Consider the following 15,330-nt stretch of genomic DNA (forward strand, 5'->3'; position numbering starts at 1 on the left):
GCCGCCCGCCCGCTGATTGGTCCGACCCGTGGGGGGATGCCCCGTTTAGACCCCGGAGGGACGGGAAGCCGGGCCGCGTGGTGAGCGAACGAGGCAAGGTGGGGCCGGGGCGGAAGGTGCCGGTGGGGCCGGCGACGGCCGGCGCCGGGCTGACCGGGGACCGGGTGGTGGCGGCGGGCAGCGCTGCCCGGCTCCTGGTCGCCGTGACGGCCCGGGCGCTGCGCGGCGACGACTGCGGCGACCTGGGCCACCCGGGGCCGCTGTCGCGCTTCACCGGGGCCCCCGAGCCGGTGCGCCGGGCCGCCGCGGTGCGGGCCGCCGGCCGGGCCGCGCTCAATCCCGCCCAGGTCGCCGAGGTGGACGCCGAGCGGGTGGCCGGCTGGTTCGTCGACCAGTACCCGACCCGCCGCTGGCCCGGCGCGGTGCTCGGCTCGGCGCACGGCGCCGCGGCGCACCTCGCGGTGGCGCTCGGGGTGCCCTGGCTGCCGGCCGGCTTCGAGGTGGCCGCGCACTGGACCCGGGGCGCGGTGGACCGCCCGGACGCCGCGCTCGACCACGGGGCCGCACTGGCCGGCCGGCTCCTCGCCGGTAACGCCCGCGTGCACGTCCGGCAGGTGCACTGCCCCGCCAGCCGGGGCGCGGCGGCGGGTGCCACAGTGACCCTCGCGGTGCGCTGGCGGGCGCTGCCCGCCGCGTACGCCCGGTTCCTGGCCGAGGAGCTGGAGCCGGGGGCGCCGGTGCTGCTGCTGCACGACGCGCGCACCTGGCCGGTGCGGGACGAGGGGAGCGGGCACAGTTTCCAGATCGGCTGCCCGGCCAGCGGGCTCGACCCGGTCGACTTCCATCCGGACGCGCACGCGCTGCGTCAGGTGCTCCGCTCGGCCGGCGGCGACGGGGCGCGCTGGACCCCGCCGGACGTCACGTCCCCGGCGGCGTTCGCCGAGAACGGCGTGGAGTCCGGTTTCGAGCACGACGCCCGGGAGTGGGGCGGCCGGCACGGGCACCCGCTGCACCGGGTCGTCGTCCCCCAGCCGGACGCGCTGAGCGCGGCCACCGCCGACCTGTACCGGCGCTGGCTGCGCCGGGCCGGCAAGACCGGCGACCGCCTGGTGGTCGAGTGCGGCCGGCTGCTCGACCCGTGGCAGGTGCTCCGGGCGGGCCTGGTGCCCTACTGGTGCGAGAACGCGACCCGCCGCCGGGTGCAGGGGGTGGAGTGGTGGCTCGCCGGCAGCGAGCCGTTCAGCTCGGTGGACGTGCTGCCGGAGCCGCCCGGGGTCCGCTCGCCGGCCCTCGCCGGGTTGCCCCAGTGGCTCGCGGTGGCCGGGTTCGGGCGCCGCCGGCGCGCCCTGGACCGGGGCTCGGCGCGCGGCTACCCGGTCAGCGCGGTGCCCACCCGCCGTGCCACGGAGGTGTTGCGCAACCAGCCGTACGACCTGCCCGCGCCGCCGCCGCTGCGGATGGCCGAGGCCCTCGCCGCGTTGCGCGACGCGGGCGCCCACCAGGGGCTGCTGCTCTCCTGAGGCCGGCCGTCGGCGGGTCGTGGACCAACCTGGCGAAACATCCTCGCGATCCTGCGGACCGTGATTGAGTACCTACGGAGCGGGAACACCGCTCGCCGCGGAACGGCCCACGACGCCGTGCGGCGGGCGGCCGCCGCTTCCGGCGTTCCGTCACGTAACCCAACTTCCGGCCCGGTGCGTGGCCCGACCACGCGCACGACCGGTTCCGATCCGGGCGGGGGACCTTCCTGAGGGAGGCGCGGATGTTCGGACAGACCACCACACCCACACCACCACCGACCGAGCGGGGCCTGGAGGACCTCGATGCGGCGGCGCTGGCGTACGCGGCACGGATCGCCGGCCTGCCACCGGAGCGGCGGCAGGAGGCACGGGACGACCTGGTGCGCTTCGCGCTGCCCTTCGCGGGGCGGCTGGCCCGCCGCTACCGGGGTCGCGGGGAACCGCTGGAGGACCTGGAGCAGGTGGCCCGCCTCGGCCTGGTGAACGCCGTCGACCGGTACGACCCGGAGCGCGGCTCGTTCACCGCGTACGCGGCGATCACCATCGTCGGCGAGATCAAACGGCACTTCCGGGACCGCACCTGGGGTGTGCACGTGCCGCGCCGGCTGCGCGACCTGATCCTGGAGGTCGGGCAGGCCACGGCGGCGCTGACCAGCGAGATGTCCCGGGCGCCGACGGTCGCCGAGCTGGCCGAGCGGCTGGAGACGCCGGAGGAGGAGATCCTCGCCGCGCTGGAGTCGGCCGCCGGCTACAGCCCGGCCTCGCTCAACGCGCCGGTCGGCGGGGAGAGTTCCGCCGAGTTCGGCGACCTGGTCGGTGAGTCGGACAACGCCCTGGAGTCGGTCGACGACCGGGTCACGGTCAGCGGCCTGCTGCACCGGCTGCCCTGGCGCGAGCGGCGGATCCTCGCCATGCGCTTCTACGGCAACCAGACCCAGGCGGAGATCGCGGCCCGGTTCGGCATCTCGCAGATGCACGTGTCCCGGCTGCTCTCCCGGGCGCTGACCTGGCTGCGCCAGGCGATGCTCGCCGACGCCCCGCCACCGTGGCAGAACGGCGCCGCCGAGTCCGAGCCGGCCAAGGCGAGGATCTCGGTGAAGCAGAACGGCGACCGGGTGGTCGTCGAGGTCGGGGGAGAGGTCGACCGGGACGGCGCGGACCGGCTCCGCAAGGCCATGCTGGAGGCGGTCACCGGGCAGCCCCGCGAGGTGGTGGTCGACCTGGTGGGCGCGGGCGGCTTCGACGCGGGCGGGATCGCCGCGCTGATGGCCGGCCGGGACGCCGCCGCCCGCACCGGGGTGCCGCTGCGGCTGACCCGGGTGCAGCCCGCGGTGCGCCGCTCGCTCGCCGCGGCCGGCCTGCCCGCCGCCGACTGACCGATCCGGACCGCGCCGGCTCCCGTCCAGGGGCCGGCGCGGCGTCGTGTCCGAGGCGGGGTCGCCCGCGCACGCGTACCCGGGGCGGAAAAGGGCCGGCGCCCGACGGGCGCCGGCCCTTCCCTGTCCGGTCAGTTCTCCGGGGTGTCCCCGTGCCCACGGGGGTGTTCCCAGCGGGGGTTCGACGGCGTGCTGCGCTGCGGACCCAACTGGGTCTCCTCCGGCTCGTCGGTCTCCTCGAAGCTGGGCCGCCGCACGTCCTCCGGCTCCGGCACCTCGACCGGGCGGGCGCCGGACTGTGGTGCGGGCTGGTACTCGACGGCCTCGCGGGCACCGTGCGCGCCTTCGGCGGCCGGCGACTCCGGCGTGTACGGCACGTGGCGCAGCTCCTCGGTGAAGTGCTGCGGCGGCTTGGTGGTGCGCTGCGGCAGGTCGCGGCCGAGGTCGGCGACGAGCGGGCCGTACTTCAGGTCGAAGGCGGGCCGCTCCGAGCGGATCCGCGGCATGCGATCGAAGTTGCGCAGCGGTGGCGGGCAGGTGGTGGCCCACTCGAGGGAGTTGCCGAAGCCCCACGGATCGTCCACGGTCACCATGGCGCCGTAGCGCCAGGACTTCCAGATGTTCCAGATCACGAAGAGGGTGGACGCGCCGAGCAGGAAGGAGCCGAGGGTGGAGATCACGTTGAGCGTGGTGAAGCCGTCGCCGGGCAGGTAGTCGGCGTACCGGCGGGGCATGCCCTCGGCGCCGAGCCAGTGCTGGACGAGGAAGGTGGCGTGGAAGCCGATGAACATGGTCCAGAAGTGCATCTTGCCCAGGCGCTCGTTGAGCAGCCGCCCGGTCATCTTCGGGAACCAGAAGTAGAGGCCGCCGAACGCGGCGAAGACGATGGTGCCGAAGAGGACGTAGTGGAAATGGGCCACCACGAAGTAGGTGTCGTGCAGGTGGAAGTCGGCCGGCGGGCTGGCCAGCAGTACCCCGGTGAGGCCGCCGAACAGGAACGTGACCAGGAAGCCGATGGCGAACAGCATCGGCGTCTCGAAGGTGATCTGGCCCTTCCACATGGTGCCGATCCAGTTGAAGAACTTCACGCCCGTCGGCACCGCGATGAGATAACTGAGAATGCTGAAGAACGGCAGCAGCACCTGACCGGTGGCGAACATGTGGTGCGCCCAGACGGTCATCGACAGCACGGTGATCGCGATGGTGGCGAGCACCAGACCGGTGTAGCCGAAGATCGGCTTCCGCGAGAAGACCGGGATGATCTCGGTGATGATGCCGAAGAACGGCAGCGCGACGATGTAGACCTCGGGATGGCCGAAGAACCAGAACAGGTGCTGCCAGAGCATCGGCCCGCCGGTGGTCGGGTCGAAGACGTGCGAGTGCAGGATCCGGTCCGCGGCGAGCGCGAACAGCGCGGCGGCCAGCAGCGGGAAGACCAGGATCACCAGGACGCTGGTGAGCAGCAGGTTCCAGGTGAAGATCGGCATCCGGAACAGCGTCATGCCGGGCGCGCGCAGGGTGACGATGGTGGTGATCAGGTTGACCGCGCCGAGGATGGTGCCCAGGCCGGAGAGCGCCAGACCGACCACCCACATGTTCCCGCCGACGCCCGGGCTGTGCTGCGCGGTGCTGAGGGGGGTGTACGCGGTCCAGCCGAAGTCCGCCGCGCCCTGCGGGGTGATGAACCCGCCGAGGACGATCAGGCCCCCGAAGAAGTAGAGCCAGTACGCGAAGGCGTTGAGCCGGGGAAAGGCCACGTCCGGCGCGCCGATCTGCAACGGCACGATGTAGTTGCCGAACCCGAACACCATGGGCGTCGCGAACAGCAGCAGCATGATCGTGCCGTGCATGGTGAACAGCTGGTTGTACTGCTCGGGGGAGAGGAACTGCATCCCGGGCTGGCCCAGCTCCGCCCGCATGAGCATCGCCATGATCCCGCCGACGATGAACCACGCGAAGGCCGTAATCAGGTAGAGCAGGCCGATGAGCTTCGCGTCGGTGGTACCCAGCAGCCGCCACAGGGTGTTGCCCTTGATCGCCTCCCGGACCGGGCCGGGATAGCCGCCGAACCGGGCCGGCGCGAGGATGGCAGGTCCCCGGTCTCGTGGCTCCGTGACTACCTGCTTAGGCATGGCTTCTCACCCCGTGTGACGACAGACAGGACGGGCACGCGTACCCGACCCTCTGCCCATCAAACCAGGCGAGAGCGGAGGATTCGGTCAGTTCGCCGGTAGCATGGCCCAGACCACCTTGCCGGCGCCCGCCGGGGTGCTGCCCCAGCGCTGGGTCAGCTCGCGGACCAGCATCAGCCCGCGTCCCCCCTCGGCCCGCAGGTCGGGGTCGGTCGCCGCCCGCGGGTCGGCCGGGCTGCCGTCCATGACGGCCACACGCAGGTACGGCCGGCACAGGGTCAGCGTCACCTGCATCGGGGTGCCGGCGTGGCGGACGACATTGCCGACCAGTTCGCTGAGGACCAGCGAGGCCGGGCCGGCCAGTTCCGGGACGTTCCACCGCGCGCACGCGTCGGTGACCAGCTCGCGGGCCCGCCGGCAGGCTCCGGCCACCGGCTCCAGCCGGGCCCGCAGCCGCGGGGCCGCCGCCGCCCCGGCCAGCGCCGTCGCCTCCGCGCAGTCACGGCGGACCGGCACCACCCGGCAGGCCGTGGTCTCGGCGAGCCGGGCCGCCACCTCCGACGGCGGGGCGGCCAGCACCATCGGCACCGCCGGCCAGTCCGCGGCCCGGCGGGCCGCGGCCGCGAAGACGGAGAGGGCGAGCGGGTCCGTGACGTCAAGCTTCTCCAGGTCGACCACGAGAGCGTCCGGCTGCGCGGCCAGGCATCGCTCCAGGACCGTGTGCACCGAGCGCATCGTGCCCAGGTCGAGCGCGCCCGCCAGCCGTACGACGGTGACCGGCGCCTCGTCGCGGACCTCGCAGCTGATCCGGGTCGACATCCAGGCCCTCGTTTCCATCTCGTCGGGGACCTGGGAAATACCCGCGCCCGGGGCGGGTGAAACCGGACATCCGCCCCGGGAAGCGCCTGGTCAGCTGCGCTTTCCGCCCCGCGTGGTGAGCAGCCCCAGGGCGATCATGCCGACCCCGAGCAGGAAGTGCAGCCAATTGTCCGCGCCGTTGAGCGGGATGAAGTTCGCGCCGCTGTCGTGGTCGACCACCAGGCCGTAGAGCCAGAGCACGAGGTAGATCGCGCCGCCGCCGATCAGGAACGCCCGGGCACCGGAGACCGTCCGGGCCAGCAGGAGGCCGGCGACCCCGAACAACAGGTGCACGACGTTGTGCAGCACCGACACCTGGAACAGCCCGAGCAGTTTCGCGTCGGAGTCGTGCCCGGCGAACTTCAGGTCGCCGAAGTGGGTGGTGATGCCCGGGATGAAGCCCAGCACGCCGATCACCAGGAAGAGCACGCCGACGGTCGCCGCGGCCCGGCGTACCGGCGCCCGGCCGTCGGCCGGGTTGCGTCGCCCACGGGAGTGCGCCATCGAGTTCGTCATGCCGGCCTCCTCGCCAGACAAGGGACCGGGCGGCTTTCCCGGGCGCACCGGGGGCAAACGCCCCCGGCCCGAAGCCCTTCGGCTCAGGCCGGCTGCACGTCGGCTCAGGCCAGCTGCAACGACCGGGCGGCGAGCCGGCGGACCCGCTGGTAAAGCTCCACGTACCGCTGGGCCATCAGCTCGGGGGTGAACCGGGTGGCCGCCTCGCGCCGGCACTCGTCCTCCTCGAGCAGCCCGGCGGCCAGCACCAGGTCGCCCAACTCATCCTCGTCGGCGGTGAGCAGTCCGGTGCGGCCGTGCTCGATCAGCTCCGGCAGGCAGCCCCGGGCGGTGGCCACCACCGGCGTGCCGAGCGCGAGCGACTCGACCACCGCGGTGCCGCCGGGCTCCTCCCAGCGCAGCGGGAACAGTGAGGCCCGCGCCCCCGCCACCAGGTCGTCGCGCTCCTGCCCGGCGACCGTGCCGACCCAGCGCACCAGGTCGCCGTCGACGTGGGGGGCCACCTGGTCGTAGAAGAACCGGACGTCCGGGTTCTGCCGGGCCTCGTCGCCCGCCGCGGCCAGGTCCTCGGGCCGGTGGTACGGCCCGACCGGACCCGCCAGCACCAGCGGGAACCCAACCTGCCGGGCCAGCCGGGCGCCCAGGTCCTGCCCCTTGCCCGGGTTGATCCGGCCCAGGATCACCACGTGCTCACCCTTCTCCACCGCCGGCCGGCGATCCGCACCCACGGCCAGCGGGGTGGACAGGTGGACGTGGCCCACCGAGTGCTCCTGGAGGGCCCGCGGCGCCCGGGCGAGCTGCGCGGCGGAGACGCCGCTGACCCGCACCCGGCCGCCGCCGTCCAGGTTGCCGTACAGCTCCGGGTGCTTGGCCAGGTCCCAGTGCAGGGTGTGCAGCGCCGGCGGGGCGTCCGGGCCCATCGCGGCCATGGTGGCCAGCCCGACCGCCTCCACGTGGTCGTGCACCAGGTCGATGTCGTCGCGGGCGTGCAGCGCGCGGACCACCCCGTGCAGGTGCGCCTGGGCCACCCCGCAGACCTGGTTGTACGGACGTTGCAGAGCGTGGAACTGCCCGTCCGGGAAGACCGAGATCCGCTCGTCGGCCGGCAGCGTGCTGGTCCCCACCGAGGCGAGCACCACCCGGACGCCGAGCCGCCGCAGCTCCGGCACCAGCGTGGCGACGACATTCTCGATCCCGCCGTAGCCGGGCGGCGGCACGGACAGCCAGGGACCCGCGTTCATCAGAACCGTGAGAGTCATCGTGCGGGGTCCCTTCCTCGGGCGGGGCTCACGGGTTCACGCCGCGACCTGCCGCCGCGGCACTCGGTGTCGCAGCTGCGCCAGCGGCGGCCGCTCCTCGATCGAGACGTCGCTGACCACGATCTCGCGGTCCAGGTGGGGCAGTGCCTCCGAGCCGCCCCGCCGGAACTGGGTCAGCAGGGCGGTCGGCTCCAGGCCGGGCACCGCCCAGCCGCGCCGCTGCAGCCGGGACCAGGCGGTCAGCAGGATCTGCGCCGACATCCGGCCCAGCGCGGCGGTGTCCTGGTGCCGGTGCTTGCGCTCGCCCAGGTCCACCTGGGCCAGCGCGTCCAGCCCGACCAGCTCCAGCAGGTCGATGAGCATGGCCGTCTCGACGCCGTAGCCGGAGACGAAGGGCACCTGCGCCAGCACCTCGCGGCGGCCCGCGTACTCGCCGGCGAGCGGCTGCACGAAGCCGGCCAGCTCCGGCCAGAACAGGTTCAGCAGCGGCCGGGCCATCAGCTCGGTCACCCGGCCCCCGCCGTCGGCCTCCACCCCGGTGGTCCGGACCAGGGGCCGGTGGTAGAAGCCCTTCACGAAGTCGACCGACGGGTCGGTGAGCAGCGGCCCGACCAGCCCGGTGACGAAGTGCGGCCGGAACTCCCGCAGGTCGGCGTCGACGAACGCGACCACGTCGCCCTCCGCCGCGGCCAGCCCGGCCCAGAGCGCGTCCCCCTTGCCGCTGAGCCGGGGCAGCCCGCGCGTCATGGCGTCCTGGCTGACCACCTCGGCGCCGGCCGCCCGGGCCACCTGCGCGGTCCGGTCGGTGGACCGCGAGTCCACCACGATCAGCTCGTCCACCAGCGGCACCTGGTCCATCAGGTGCCGCCGGATGGTCGAGACGATCGCCCCGACGGTCGCCTCCTCGTTGCGGGCCGGCAGCACCACGCTGACCCGGCTCGCGCCCTTGGCCCGCAGCAGGCGGCGCGCCGGCCAGTCGCCGGCGGACGTGGTGCGGTACGTGGCCCAGGCCTCCACCACGGGTGAGACGGTCGACGCTGTATCCGGCACAGGCACGCTCCCAGGTCGTGGCGGATCCACGGGCTCCTGGATTGCCCAATCCGCCGCCCGTGCTAACCGGATCATGCCGAACACCTGATCACCAGGCTGGTTCCGGGCGGTTCCCGGCGGGTGAACGTCTGATTGCGCGTCCGGTCCACGTTTGGCCGCGCGGCCGCGCGGGGAGTGGTTTCGACGGTCCGTTTTCCGCGGTGGAGGGGTCGGGAGCATGCGTGTGTGCCGGGTGGGACTCGTCGGAGCCGGCGGTGTGGCGCAGCGCCACGCCCGGGTGCTGACCGGCTTCGAGGACGTGGAACTGCTCGGGGTGACCGACGTCGCCCCGGAGGCGGCGGCGGCGCTCGCCGGCGCGCACGGTGCGCGGACCTTCCGCGACGTGGACGATCTGCTCGCCGCCGGCCCGGACGCGGTGTACGTCTGCGTGCCGCCGTTCGCGCACGGCCCGGTCGAGGAGGCGGTGATCTCCGCCGGCGTGCCGATGTTCGTGGAGAAGCCGGTGGCGCTGGACCTGGAGACCGCGGAGCGGGTCGCCGCGCTGGTCGAGCGGCGCGGCCTGCTCACCGCGGTCGGCCACCACTGGCGCTACCTGCACGTGGTGGAGGAGGCCCGGCAACTGCTCGCCGACCGGCCGGTGCGGATGGTCAACGGGGCCTGGTTGGACAAGGTGCCGCCGGTGGCCTGGTGGGCCCGGCGGGACCGCTCCGGCGGGCCGGTCGTCGAACAGGCGGCGCACGTGCTGGACCTGGTCCGGCTGCTGGTCGGCGAGGCGACCGAGGTGACCGCGTACGGCGACGGCAGCCCACCGCCGGTCGAGGGCGCCGACATCGACTCGGTCACGGCGGCCACCCTGCGCTTCGCCTCCGGCGCGGTGGGCACCCTCGCGGCGGCCTGCGTGCTCGGCTGGAAGCACCGGGCCGGCCTGGAGATCCTCGCCGACGGGCTGGCCCTGTCCCTGGCCGAGGACGGCCTGACCGTCTGCGACGCCGACGGCGAGCGGCGCCTGCCCGCCGACCCGGACGGCGCCCGGGTGGCCGTCGACCGGGCCTTCGTCGACGCGGTCCGGGGGATCGGCGACGACGTCCGGGTCCCGTACGCCGAGGCGCTGCGCACCCAGCGGCTCGCCCTGGCGGTGGCCGAGTCGGCGCGTACCGGGCGGGCGGTGGCGCTGCCCACCGGGCCCGCCGCGCGGCTCACCGCCGCGGTCGCCGACGCGACGCCGGCCGGGCCGACGGGGGTGACCGTCGATGCGTGACCGGGTGGTGGTGGTCAGCGCACCGGGCCGGGTCGAGCTGGTCGAGCAGGACGCGGCCGAGCTGCGCGAGGGCACCTTCCGGGTGGAGACCCTCTACAGCGGGGTCTCCGCCGGCACCGAGCTGAGCTACGTCAAGGGCACGAACCCCTATCTCCATGTCACCTGGAACGCCGACCTCGGGCTGTTCCAGCCCGGCGGTGCCGGGACGCCGTACCCGGTCACCCGGCTCGGCTACATGCAGGTCGGCCGGGTGGTCGAGAGCCGCACCGCGGCCGTCGCCGTGGGCACGGTCGGCGCGATGACCTACGGCCACCGCAGCGGTTACGTCGCCGACCCGGTCGCCGAGCGGTTCGTGCCGCTGCCCGACGACCTCGACCCACTCCTCGGCGTCTACGTCGCGCACATGGGCCCGATCTGCGCCAACGGCCTGCTGCACGCCGCCGCCGACCTGTGCGGCACCGACGTCCGTTCGCTCGGCGACGGGGTGCGGGGGCGGCGGGTGGCGGTGGTCGGCAGCGGGGTGGTCGGGTTGCTCACCGCGCTGTTCGCCCGGCGGCACGGGGCCGCCTCCGTGGTGGTCCTCGACCCCACCCCGGGCCGCCGGGAGGTCGCCGAGGCGCTCGGGCTGGAGACCCTGGACCCGGCGGCGGACGACCCGGCCGTGGTGCTCAAGACCCGTTGGAACCACGCCGCCGGCGACCGGGGCGCGGACGTGGTCTTCCAGTGCCGGGGCCAGGACTGGGGGCTCCAGCTCGCGCTGCGCCTGCTGCGTCCCCAGGGCACCGTGATCGACCTGGCGTTCTACCAGGCCGGCGCCGACGCGGTCCGGCTCGGGGAGGAGTTCCACCACAACGGGCTGTCGCTGCGCTGCGCGCAGATCGGCCGGGTGCCGCGCGGGCTGGCCCCGACCTGGGACCGGGAGCGGCTCTCCGCGGAGACGATCGAGCTGGTGCGCCAGTACGGCGACCTGATCCGCAAGCACCTCGTCTCCGCGGTGGTGCCGCTGGAGGAGGCGCCGGCGCTGCTCACCGACCTGGCCGAGCGGCGCCGCTCCGAGCTCCAGGTGGTGCTCACCGGCTGACCCTGGGCGGGCCCGGTTACGGTGCTGCCATGACCACCGACGCCGGCCGCCCGCCGGGGCTCGCCGCCCTGCTGCCGTACCTGCGCGCCCACCGCGGCACCCTCGTCGCGGTGGGCGCGCTGTCGTTCACCGGCGCCGGGGCGGCGCTGGCCCAGCCCCTGCTCACCCGGGGCGTGCTGGACCGGATCACCGCCGGCCGCCCGGCCGCCGGGCTGGTCGTTGCCCTGGTGGTCCTGGTGGTGGTCGGCGCGCTGCTCGGCGGGCTCCGCGACTTCCTGCTCCAGCGCACCGCCGAGGGGCTCGTGCTGGGCACCCGGCGCCGGCTCGCCGGGCACGTGCTGCGGCTGCCGATCGCCGAGTACGACCGGCGCCGCACCGGCGACCTGCTCTCCCGGGTCGGCGCGGACACCACGCTGCTGCGGGCGGTGGTCACCTCCGGCCTGTTCGAAACCGTCACCGGGGCGGTCATGGTGCTCGGCGCCGGCACCGCCATGCTGCTGCTGGACCCGCTGCTGTTCGGGGTGACCCTGGCCGCCGTCGCGATCGGCGTCGGCTTCGCCCTCACGGTCGCCCGGCGGGTCCGCGGGCTGGCCCGTCAGGCCCAGGAACGGGTCGGCGAGATGACCTCGGCCGTCGAGCGGGCCATCTCCGCGGCCCGGACCATCCGGGCCAGCCGCGCCGAGCGGCGGGAGACGGCGACCGTGGTGTCGAGCGCGACCGAGGCGTACGCGGCCGGGCTGCGGGTGGCCCGGGCCCAGGCGGTGGTGGGTCCGGCCAGCACGGTCACCGTCCAGGGCGCCTTCCTGCTGGTGCTGGCCCTGGGCGGAGCCCGGGTGGCGGCCGGCGCGATCGGCGTGGGCGACCTGGTGGCCTTCGTGATGTTCCTGTTCTTCCTGGTGCTGCCGCTCGGGCAGGCGGTGCACGCGTACACCCAGTTGCAGACGGGGCTCGGCGCGCTGGCCCGGATCGAGGAGATCCTCGCCGTGCCCGGGGAGGGGGCGGACGAACGGCCGGCGCCGGTCAGCGCCCTGCCCGGCGCGACCGGACCGGCGGCGCTCGAGTTCGACCGGGTCGACTTCGGCTACCCGGGCGGCACGCCGGTGCTGCACGAGGTGAGCTTCACCGTGCCGGCCGGCACCCGCACCGCCCTGGTCGGCCCGTCGGGCGCCGGTAAGTCCACCCTGCTCGCCCTGGTCGAGCGCTTCTACGAGGTGACCGGGGGCACGCTGCGCCTGGACGGGGTCGACGTGCGCGACCTGCCCCGGGACGCGCTGCGGGCCCGGCTGGGCTACGTCGAGCAGGAGGCGCCGGTGCTCGCCGGCACGCTCCGGGACAACCTGCTGATCACCGCGCCGGACGCCACCGACGACCGGCTGCACGCCGTGCTCGACGAGGTGAATCTCGGGCACCTCGCCGAGCGGACGGCCGACGGGCTGGACGTGCAGGTCGGCGAGGGCGGCGTGCTGCTCTCCGGCGGGGAGCGGCAGCGGCTGGCGATCGCCCGGGCGCTGCTCGCCGGGCCGCCGGTGCTGCTGCTGGACGAGCCGACCAGCAACCTCGACGCCCGCAACGAGGCCGCGCTGCGCCGGGCGATCGACGCCGTGGCGGTGCGCCGTACCCTGCTGATCGTGGCGCACCGCCTCTCCACCGTGGTGGACGCCGACCAGATCGTGGTGCTGGACGCGGGCCGGGTGGTCGCCGTCGGCACCCACGACGAGTTGACCTCGACCAGCCCGCTCTACCGCGAGCTGGCCACCCACCAGCTCCTCGTCGGCTGACCGCCGAAAACGCGCTGACCTGCGGAAACAGCCGGAAATTCGGACACCGCCCGGCGACCGCGCCGCACGGGTGTCACAATCGGCTTCCGTTCGCGTACCGTTGCCGCTCATGGGTGTGTCGCAACGTCTGAAGACCAGGTTCCGGCGGTTCCTCCAGCGCCCGGGAACGACGGTCGACCTGGCCCCGCTGGAGAAGCTGCTGCCGGCGATCGAGGCCCGCGAGGCGGAGCTGGAGCAGCTCTCCGACGCGGAGCTGACCGAGGCGGCCGGGCAGGCCACGGGCTACGAGGAGATCTGCGCGATCGGCCGCGAGGCGGCCCGCCGTGGCCTCGACCAGCGGCCGTACGACGTCCAGCTGCTCGGCGCCATGGCGCTGCTCTCCGGCAAGGTCGCCGAGATGGCCACCGGTGAGGGCAAGACGCTGACCGCGGCCATCGCGGCCTACGGGCACGTCCGGCTGGGCAACGGCCCGGTGCACGTGCTCACCGTCAACGACTACCTGGCCCGCCGCGACGCCGAGTGGATGGGCCCGGTTTACGCGCTGCTCGGGCTCAGCGTCGGCTGGGTCAACGAGGCGTCCACCCCCGAGGAGCGGCACGCCGCCTACGCCTGCGACGTCACCTACATCGCGGTCAGCGAGGCCGGCTTCGACTTCCTCCGCGACCAGCTCGCCACCGACCTGACCGAGCGGGTCCAGCCGGCCCTGAAGACCGCGATCGTCGACGAGGCCGACTCCATCCTGATCGACGAGGCCCGGGTGCCGATGGTCCTGGCCGGCGCGGTCCCCGGCGAGCAGGACCCGGTGCACGCGGCCGCCGCGCTGGTGCGCGGGTTGCGCAAGGGTCGGCACTACACGATCGCCGAGGACGGCCGCAGCGTCGCCTTCACCTCGGTCGGCCTGGCCACCGTCGAGGCCAAGCTGGGCGGCATCGACCTCTACGACGAGGAGCATGTCGGGCAGCTCTCCGCGGTCAACGTGGCGCTGCACGCGCACGCCCTGCTGCACCGCGACGTGGACTACATCGTCCGGGACAAGTCGGTCGAGCTGATCGACGAGATGCGCGGCCGGGTGGCCCAGCGCCGCCGCTGGCCGGACGGGCTCCAGGCGGCGGTCGAGGCCAAGGAGGGACTGGACGCCACCGCCGAGGGCGAGGTGCTCGGCACGATCACCGTGCAGGCCTACATCGCGCTCTACCCGACGGTCTGCGGGATGACCGCGACCGCGGTCCTCGTCGGCGACCAGCTCCGCGAGTATTTCGGCCTCGAGGTGGCGGTGATCCCGCCCAACACCCCGTGCGTCCGCGAGGACGAGACGGACCGGATCTACGCCACCCGGGCCGAGAAGGACGAGGCGCTGATCGACGAGATCAGGCGCTGTCACGAGGCCGGCCGTCCGGTGCTCGTCGGCACCCTCGACGTGAAGGAGTCCGAGGGTCTCGCCGCCGGCCTGCACGCCGCCGGGGTGTCCTGCGTGGTGCTCAACGCCAAGAACGACGACGAGGAGGCGGGGATCATCGCCGAGGCCGGCGCGTACGGCGCGGTGACCGTCTCCACCCAGATGGCCGGCCGGGGCGTGGACATCCGGCTCGGCGGCAGCGACCAGACCGACCGGGAGCGGGTCGCCGAGCTGGGCGGCCTCTACGTGATCGGCAGCGGCCGGCACGACAGCCGCCGCGTCGACGACCAGCTCCGTGGCCGGGCCGGCCGGCAGGGTGACCCGGGTGGGTCGGTCTTCTTCGTCAGCCTGGAGGACGACCTGGTCGTGCGGCACGCCGGCGACACCGTCCCGGCGTCGCCCCGGATGAACGCCGACGGCCTGGTCACCGACCCGCAGGTCGACTACGCTGTGGAGCACGCCCAGCGGGTCGCCGAGGGCGTCAACCACGAGATCCACCGCAACACCTGGCGGTACAGCCAGGTGATCGAGCAGCAGCGCAAGGCGCTCGCCGAGCGCCGGGAGCGGCTGCTGGCCAGCGACATCGCCGCGCTGATGCTGCTGGAGCGGGTGCCGGAGAAGGCCGGCGAGATGGACGAGGACCTGCTCGCCGACGTGGCCCGCAAGATCGCCCTCTACCACCTGGACCGGCTCTGGGCCGAGCACCTGGCGGAGCTGTCCGAGGTCCGCGAGGGCGTGCACCTGCGGGCGCTGGGCCGGCTCGACCCGCTGGACGAGTTCCACCGCAGCGCGGTGCCGGCGTTCAACGCGCTGATCCCCGAGATCGAGACGCGCACCATCGCCACCTTCGAGGAGACCGAGTTCTCCGACGGGTGGGAGCCGGACGCCGCCAAGCTGGTGCGGCCGACCGCCACCTGGACGTACCTGGTGCACGACAACCCGTTCGGCTCGGAGCTGGACCGGCTGATCGCCTCGGTGGGGCGGCGGCTGATTTCCGGCTCCCGCTGACCGCCCGTGAGGGGTCCCGTCCGGCGCGTACGACGCCGGAAGGGACCCCTTTGCGCGGTTTCGATCCGGGTTTGGGAGGGTAGTAGGCCGGGGCTTCG

11 protein-coding genes are annotated in these 15,330 nt (G+C 74.3%); 6 read left to right on the forward strand and 5 right to left on the reverse strand.

The features are described 5' to 3' along the window. Positions 1-122 precede the first annotated feature (122 nt). Complete coding sequence (locus tag ACFYPD_RS30410) at positions 123-1,520, forward strand: hypothetical protein (RefSeq protein ID WP_387121118.1); 1,398 nt, start codon at positions 123-125, stop codon at positions 1,518-1,520. A gap of 242 nt (positions 1,521-1,762) precedes the next feature. Next, on the forward strand, positions 1,763-2,896 hold the full coding sequence (locus ACFYPD_RS30415; protein WP_387120968.1) for a SigB/SigF/SigG family RNA polymerase sigma factor: 1,134 nt from the start codon (positions 1,763-1,765) through the stop codon (positions 2,894-2,896). 131 nt (positions 2,897-3,027) lie between these two features. Here ACFYPD_RS30415 and ctaD read toward each other — a convergent pair whose 3' ends face one another. From ctaD to ACFYPD_RS30440, 5 genes are all read right to left on the reverse strand, one after another. Further along, positions 3,028-5,028 carry a cytochrome c oxidase subunit I gene (gene ctaD, locus ACFYPD_RS30420; protein WP_387120971.1) on the reverse strand — a complete coding sequence of 667 codons (2,001 nt, stop codon included), beginning with the start codon at positions 5,026-5,028 and terminating at the stop codon, positions 3,028-3,030. A gap of 87 nt (positions 5,029-5,115) precedes the next feature. Continuing rightward, on the reverse strand, positions 5,116-5,847 hold the full coding sequence (locus ACFYPD_RS30425; protein ID WP_387120974.1) for an ATP-binding protein: 732 nt from the start codon (positions 5,845-5,847) through the stop codon (positions 5,116-5,118). Between the two features lie 90 nt (positions 5,848-5,937). Continuing rightward, positions 5,938-6,402 carry a DUF4383 domain-containing protein gene (locus ACFYPD_RS30430; protein WP_387120977.1) on the reverse strand — a complete coding sequence of 155 codons (465 nt, stop codon included), beginning with the start codon at positions 6,400-6,402 and terminating at the stop codon, positions 5,938-5,940. 104 nt (positions 6,403-6,506) lie between these two features. Next, positions 6,507-7,661, reverse strand: coding sequence for a glycosyltransferase (locus ACFYPD_RS30435; protein WP_387120980.1), 1,155 nt, complete (start codon positions 7,659-7,661; stop codon positions 6,507-6,509). A 36-nt stretch (positions 7,662-7,697) separates the two neighbouring features. Continuing rightward, entirely contained in the window at positions 7,698-8,678 is a 981-nt protein-coding gene (locus tag ACFYPD_RS30440; protein ID WP_387121120.1) for a glucosyl-3-phosphoglycerate synthase, read from the reverse strand. A gap of 250 nt (positions 8,679-8,928) precedes the next feature. Between ACFYPD_RS30440 and ACFYPD_RS30445 the strand changes: the two genes are divergently transcribed. The 4 genes from ACFYPD_RS30445 (at position 8,929) to secA2 (ending at position 15,232) form a co-directional block, all read left to right on the forward strand. After that, positions 8,929-9,969, forward strand: a complete 1,041-nt coding sequence (locus ACFYPD_RS30445; RefSeq protein WP_387120983.1) for a Gfo/Idh/MocA family protein — start codon at positions 8,929-8,931, stop codon at positions 9,967-9,969. Further along, a complete protein-coding gene (locus tag ACFYPD_RS30450) occupies positions 9,962-11,050 on the forward strand; it encodes a zinc-binding dehydrogenase (RefSeq protein ID WP_387120986.1) in 1,089 nt (362 codons plus the stop codon). Before ACFYPD_RS30445 ends, ACFYPD_RS30450 begins: the two co-directional genes overlap by 8 nt. Positions 11,051-11,079: 29 nt before the next feature. Then, positions 11,080-12,828: an ABC transporter ATP-binding protein gene (locus tag ACFYPD_RS30455; protein ID WP_387120989.1), complete on the forward strand. Its 1,749-nt coding sequence runs from the start codon at positions 11,080-11,082 to the stop codon at positions 12,826-12,828. A 109-nt stretch (positions 12,829-12,937) separates the two neighbouring features. After that, positions 12,938-15,232, forward strand: a complete 2,295-nt coding sequence (gene secA2 / locus ACFYPD_RS30460; protein ID WP_387120992.1) for an accessory Sec system translocase SecA2 — start codon at positions 12,938-12,940, stop codon at positions 15,230-15,232. The last annotated feature ends 98 nt before the right edge of the window (positions 15,233-15,330 follow it).

The organism is Micromonospora sp. NPDC005299 (assembly GCF_042872345.1).
Classification (GTDB): Bacteria; Actinomycetota; Actinomycetes; order Mycobacteriales; family Micromonosporaceae; genus Micromonospora.

Coding starts and splice junctions, on each gene's coding strand:
- ACFYPD_RS30415 (WP_387120968.1), top strand. CDS start 1,763: ATGTTCGGACAGACCACCACACCCACACCACCACCGACCGAGCGGGGC.
- ctaD (WP_387120971.1), bottom strand. CDS start 5,028: ATGCCTAAGCAGGTAGTCACGGAGCCACGAGACCGGGGACCTGCCATC.
- ACFYPD_RS30425 (WP_387120974.1), bottom strand. CDS start 5,847: ATGTCGACCCGGATCAGCTGCGAGGTCCGCGACGAGGCGCCGGTCACC.
- ACFYPD_RS30430 (WP_387120977.1), bottom strand. CDS start 6,402: ATGACGAACTCGATGGCGCACTCCCGTGGGCGACGCAACCCGGCCGAC.
- ACFYPD_RS30435 (WP_387120980.1), bottom strand. CDS start 7,661: ATGACTCTCACGGTTCTGATGAACGCGGGTCCCTGGCTGTCCGTGCCG.
- ACFYPD_RS30445 (WP_387120983.1), top strand. CDS start 8,929: ATGCGTGTGTGCCGGGTGGGACTCGTCGGAGCCGGCGGTGTGGCGCAG.
- ACFYPD_RS30450 (WP_387120986.1), top strand. CDS start 9,962: ATGCGTGACCGGGTGGTGGTGGTCAGCGCACCGGGCCGGGTCGAGCTG.
- ACFYPD_RS30455 (WP_387120989.1), top strand. CDS start 11,080: ATGACCACCGACGCCGGCCGCCCGCCGGGGCTCGCCGCCCTGCTGCCG.
- secA2 (WP_387120992.1), top strand. CDS start 12,938: ATGGGTGTGTCGCAACGTCTGAAGACCAGGTTCCGGCGGTTCCTCCAG.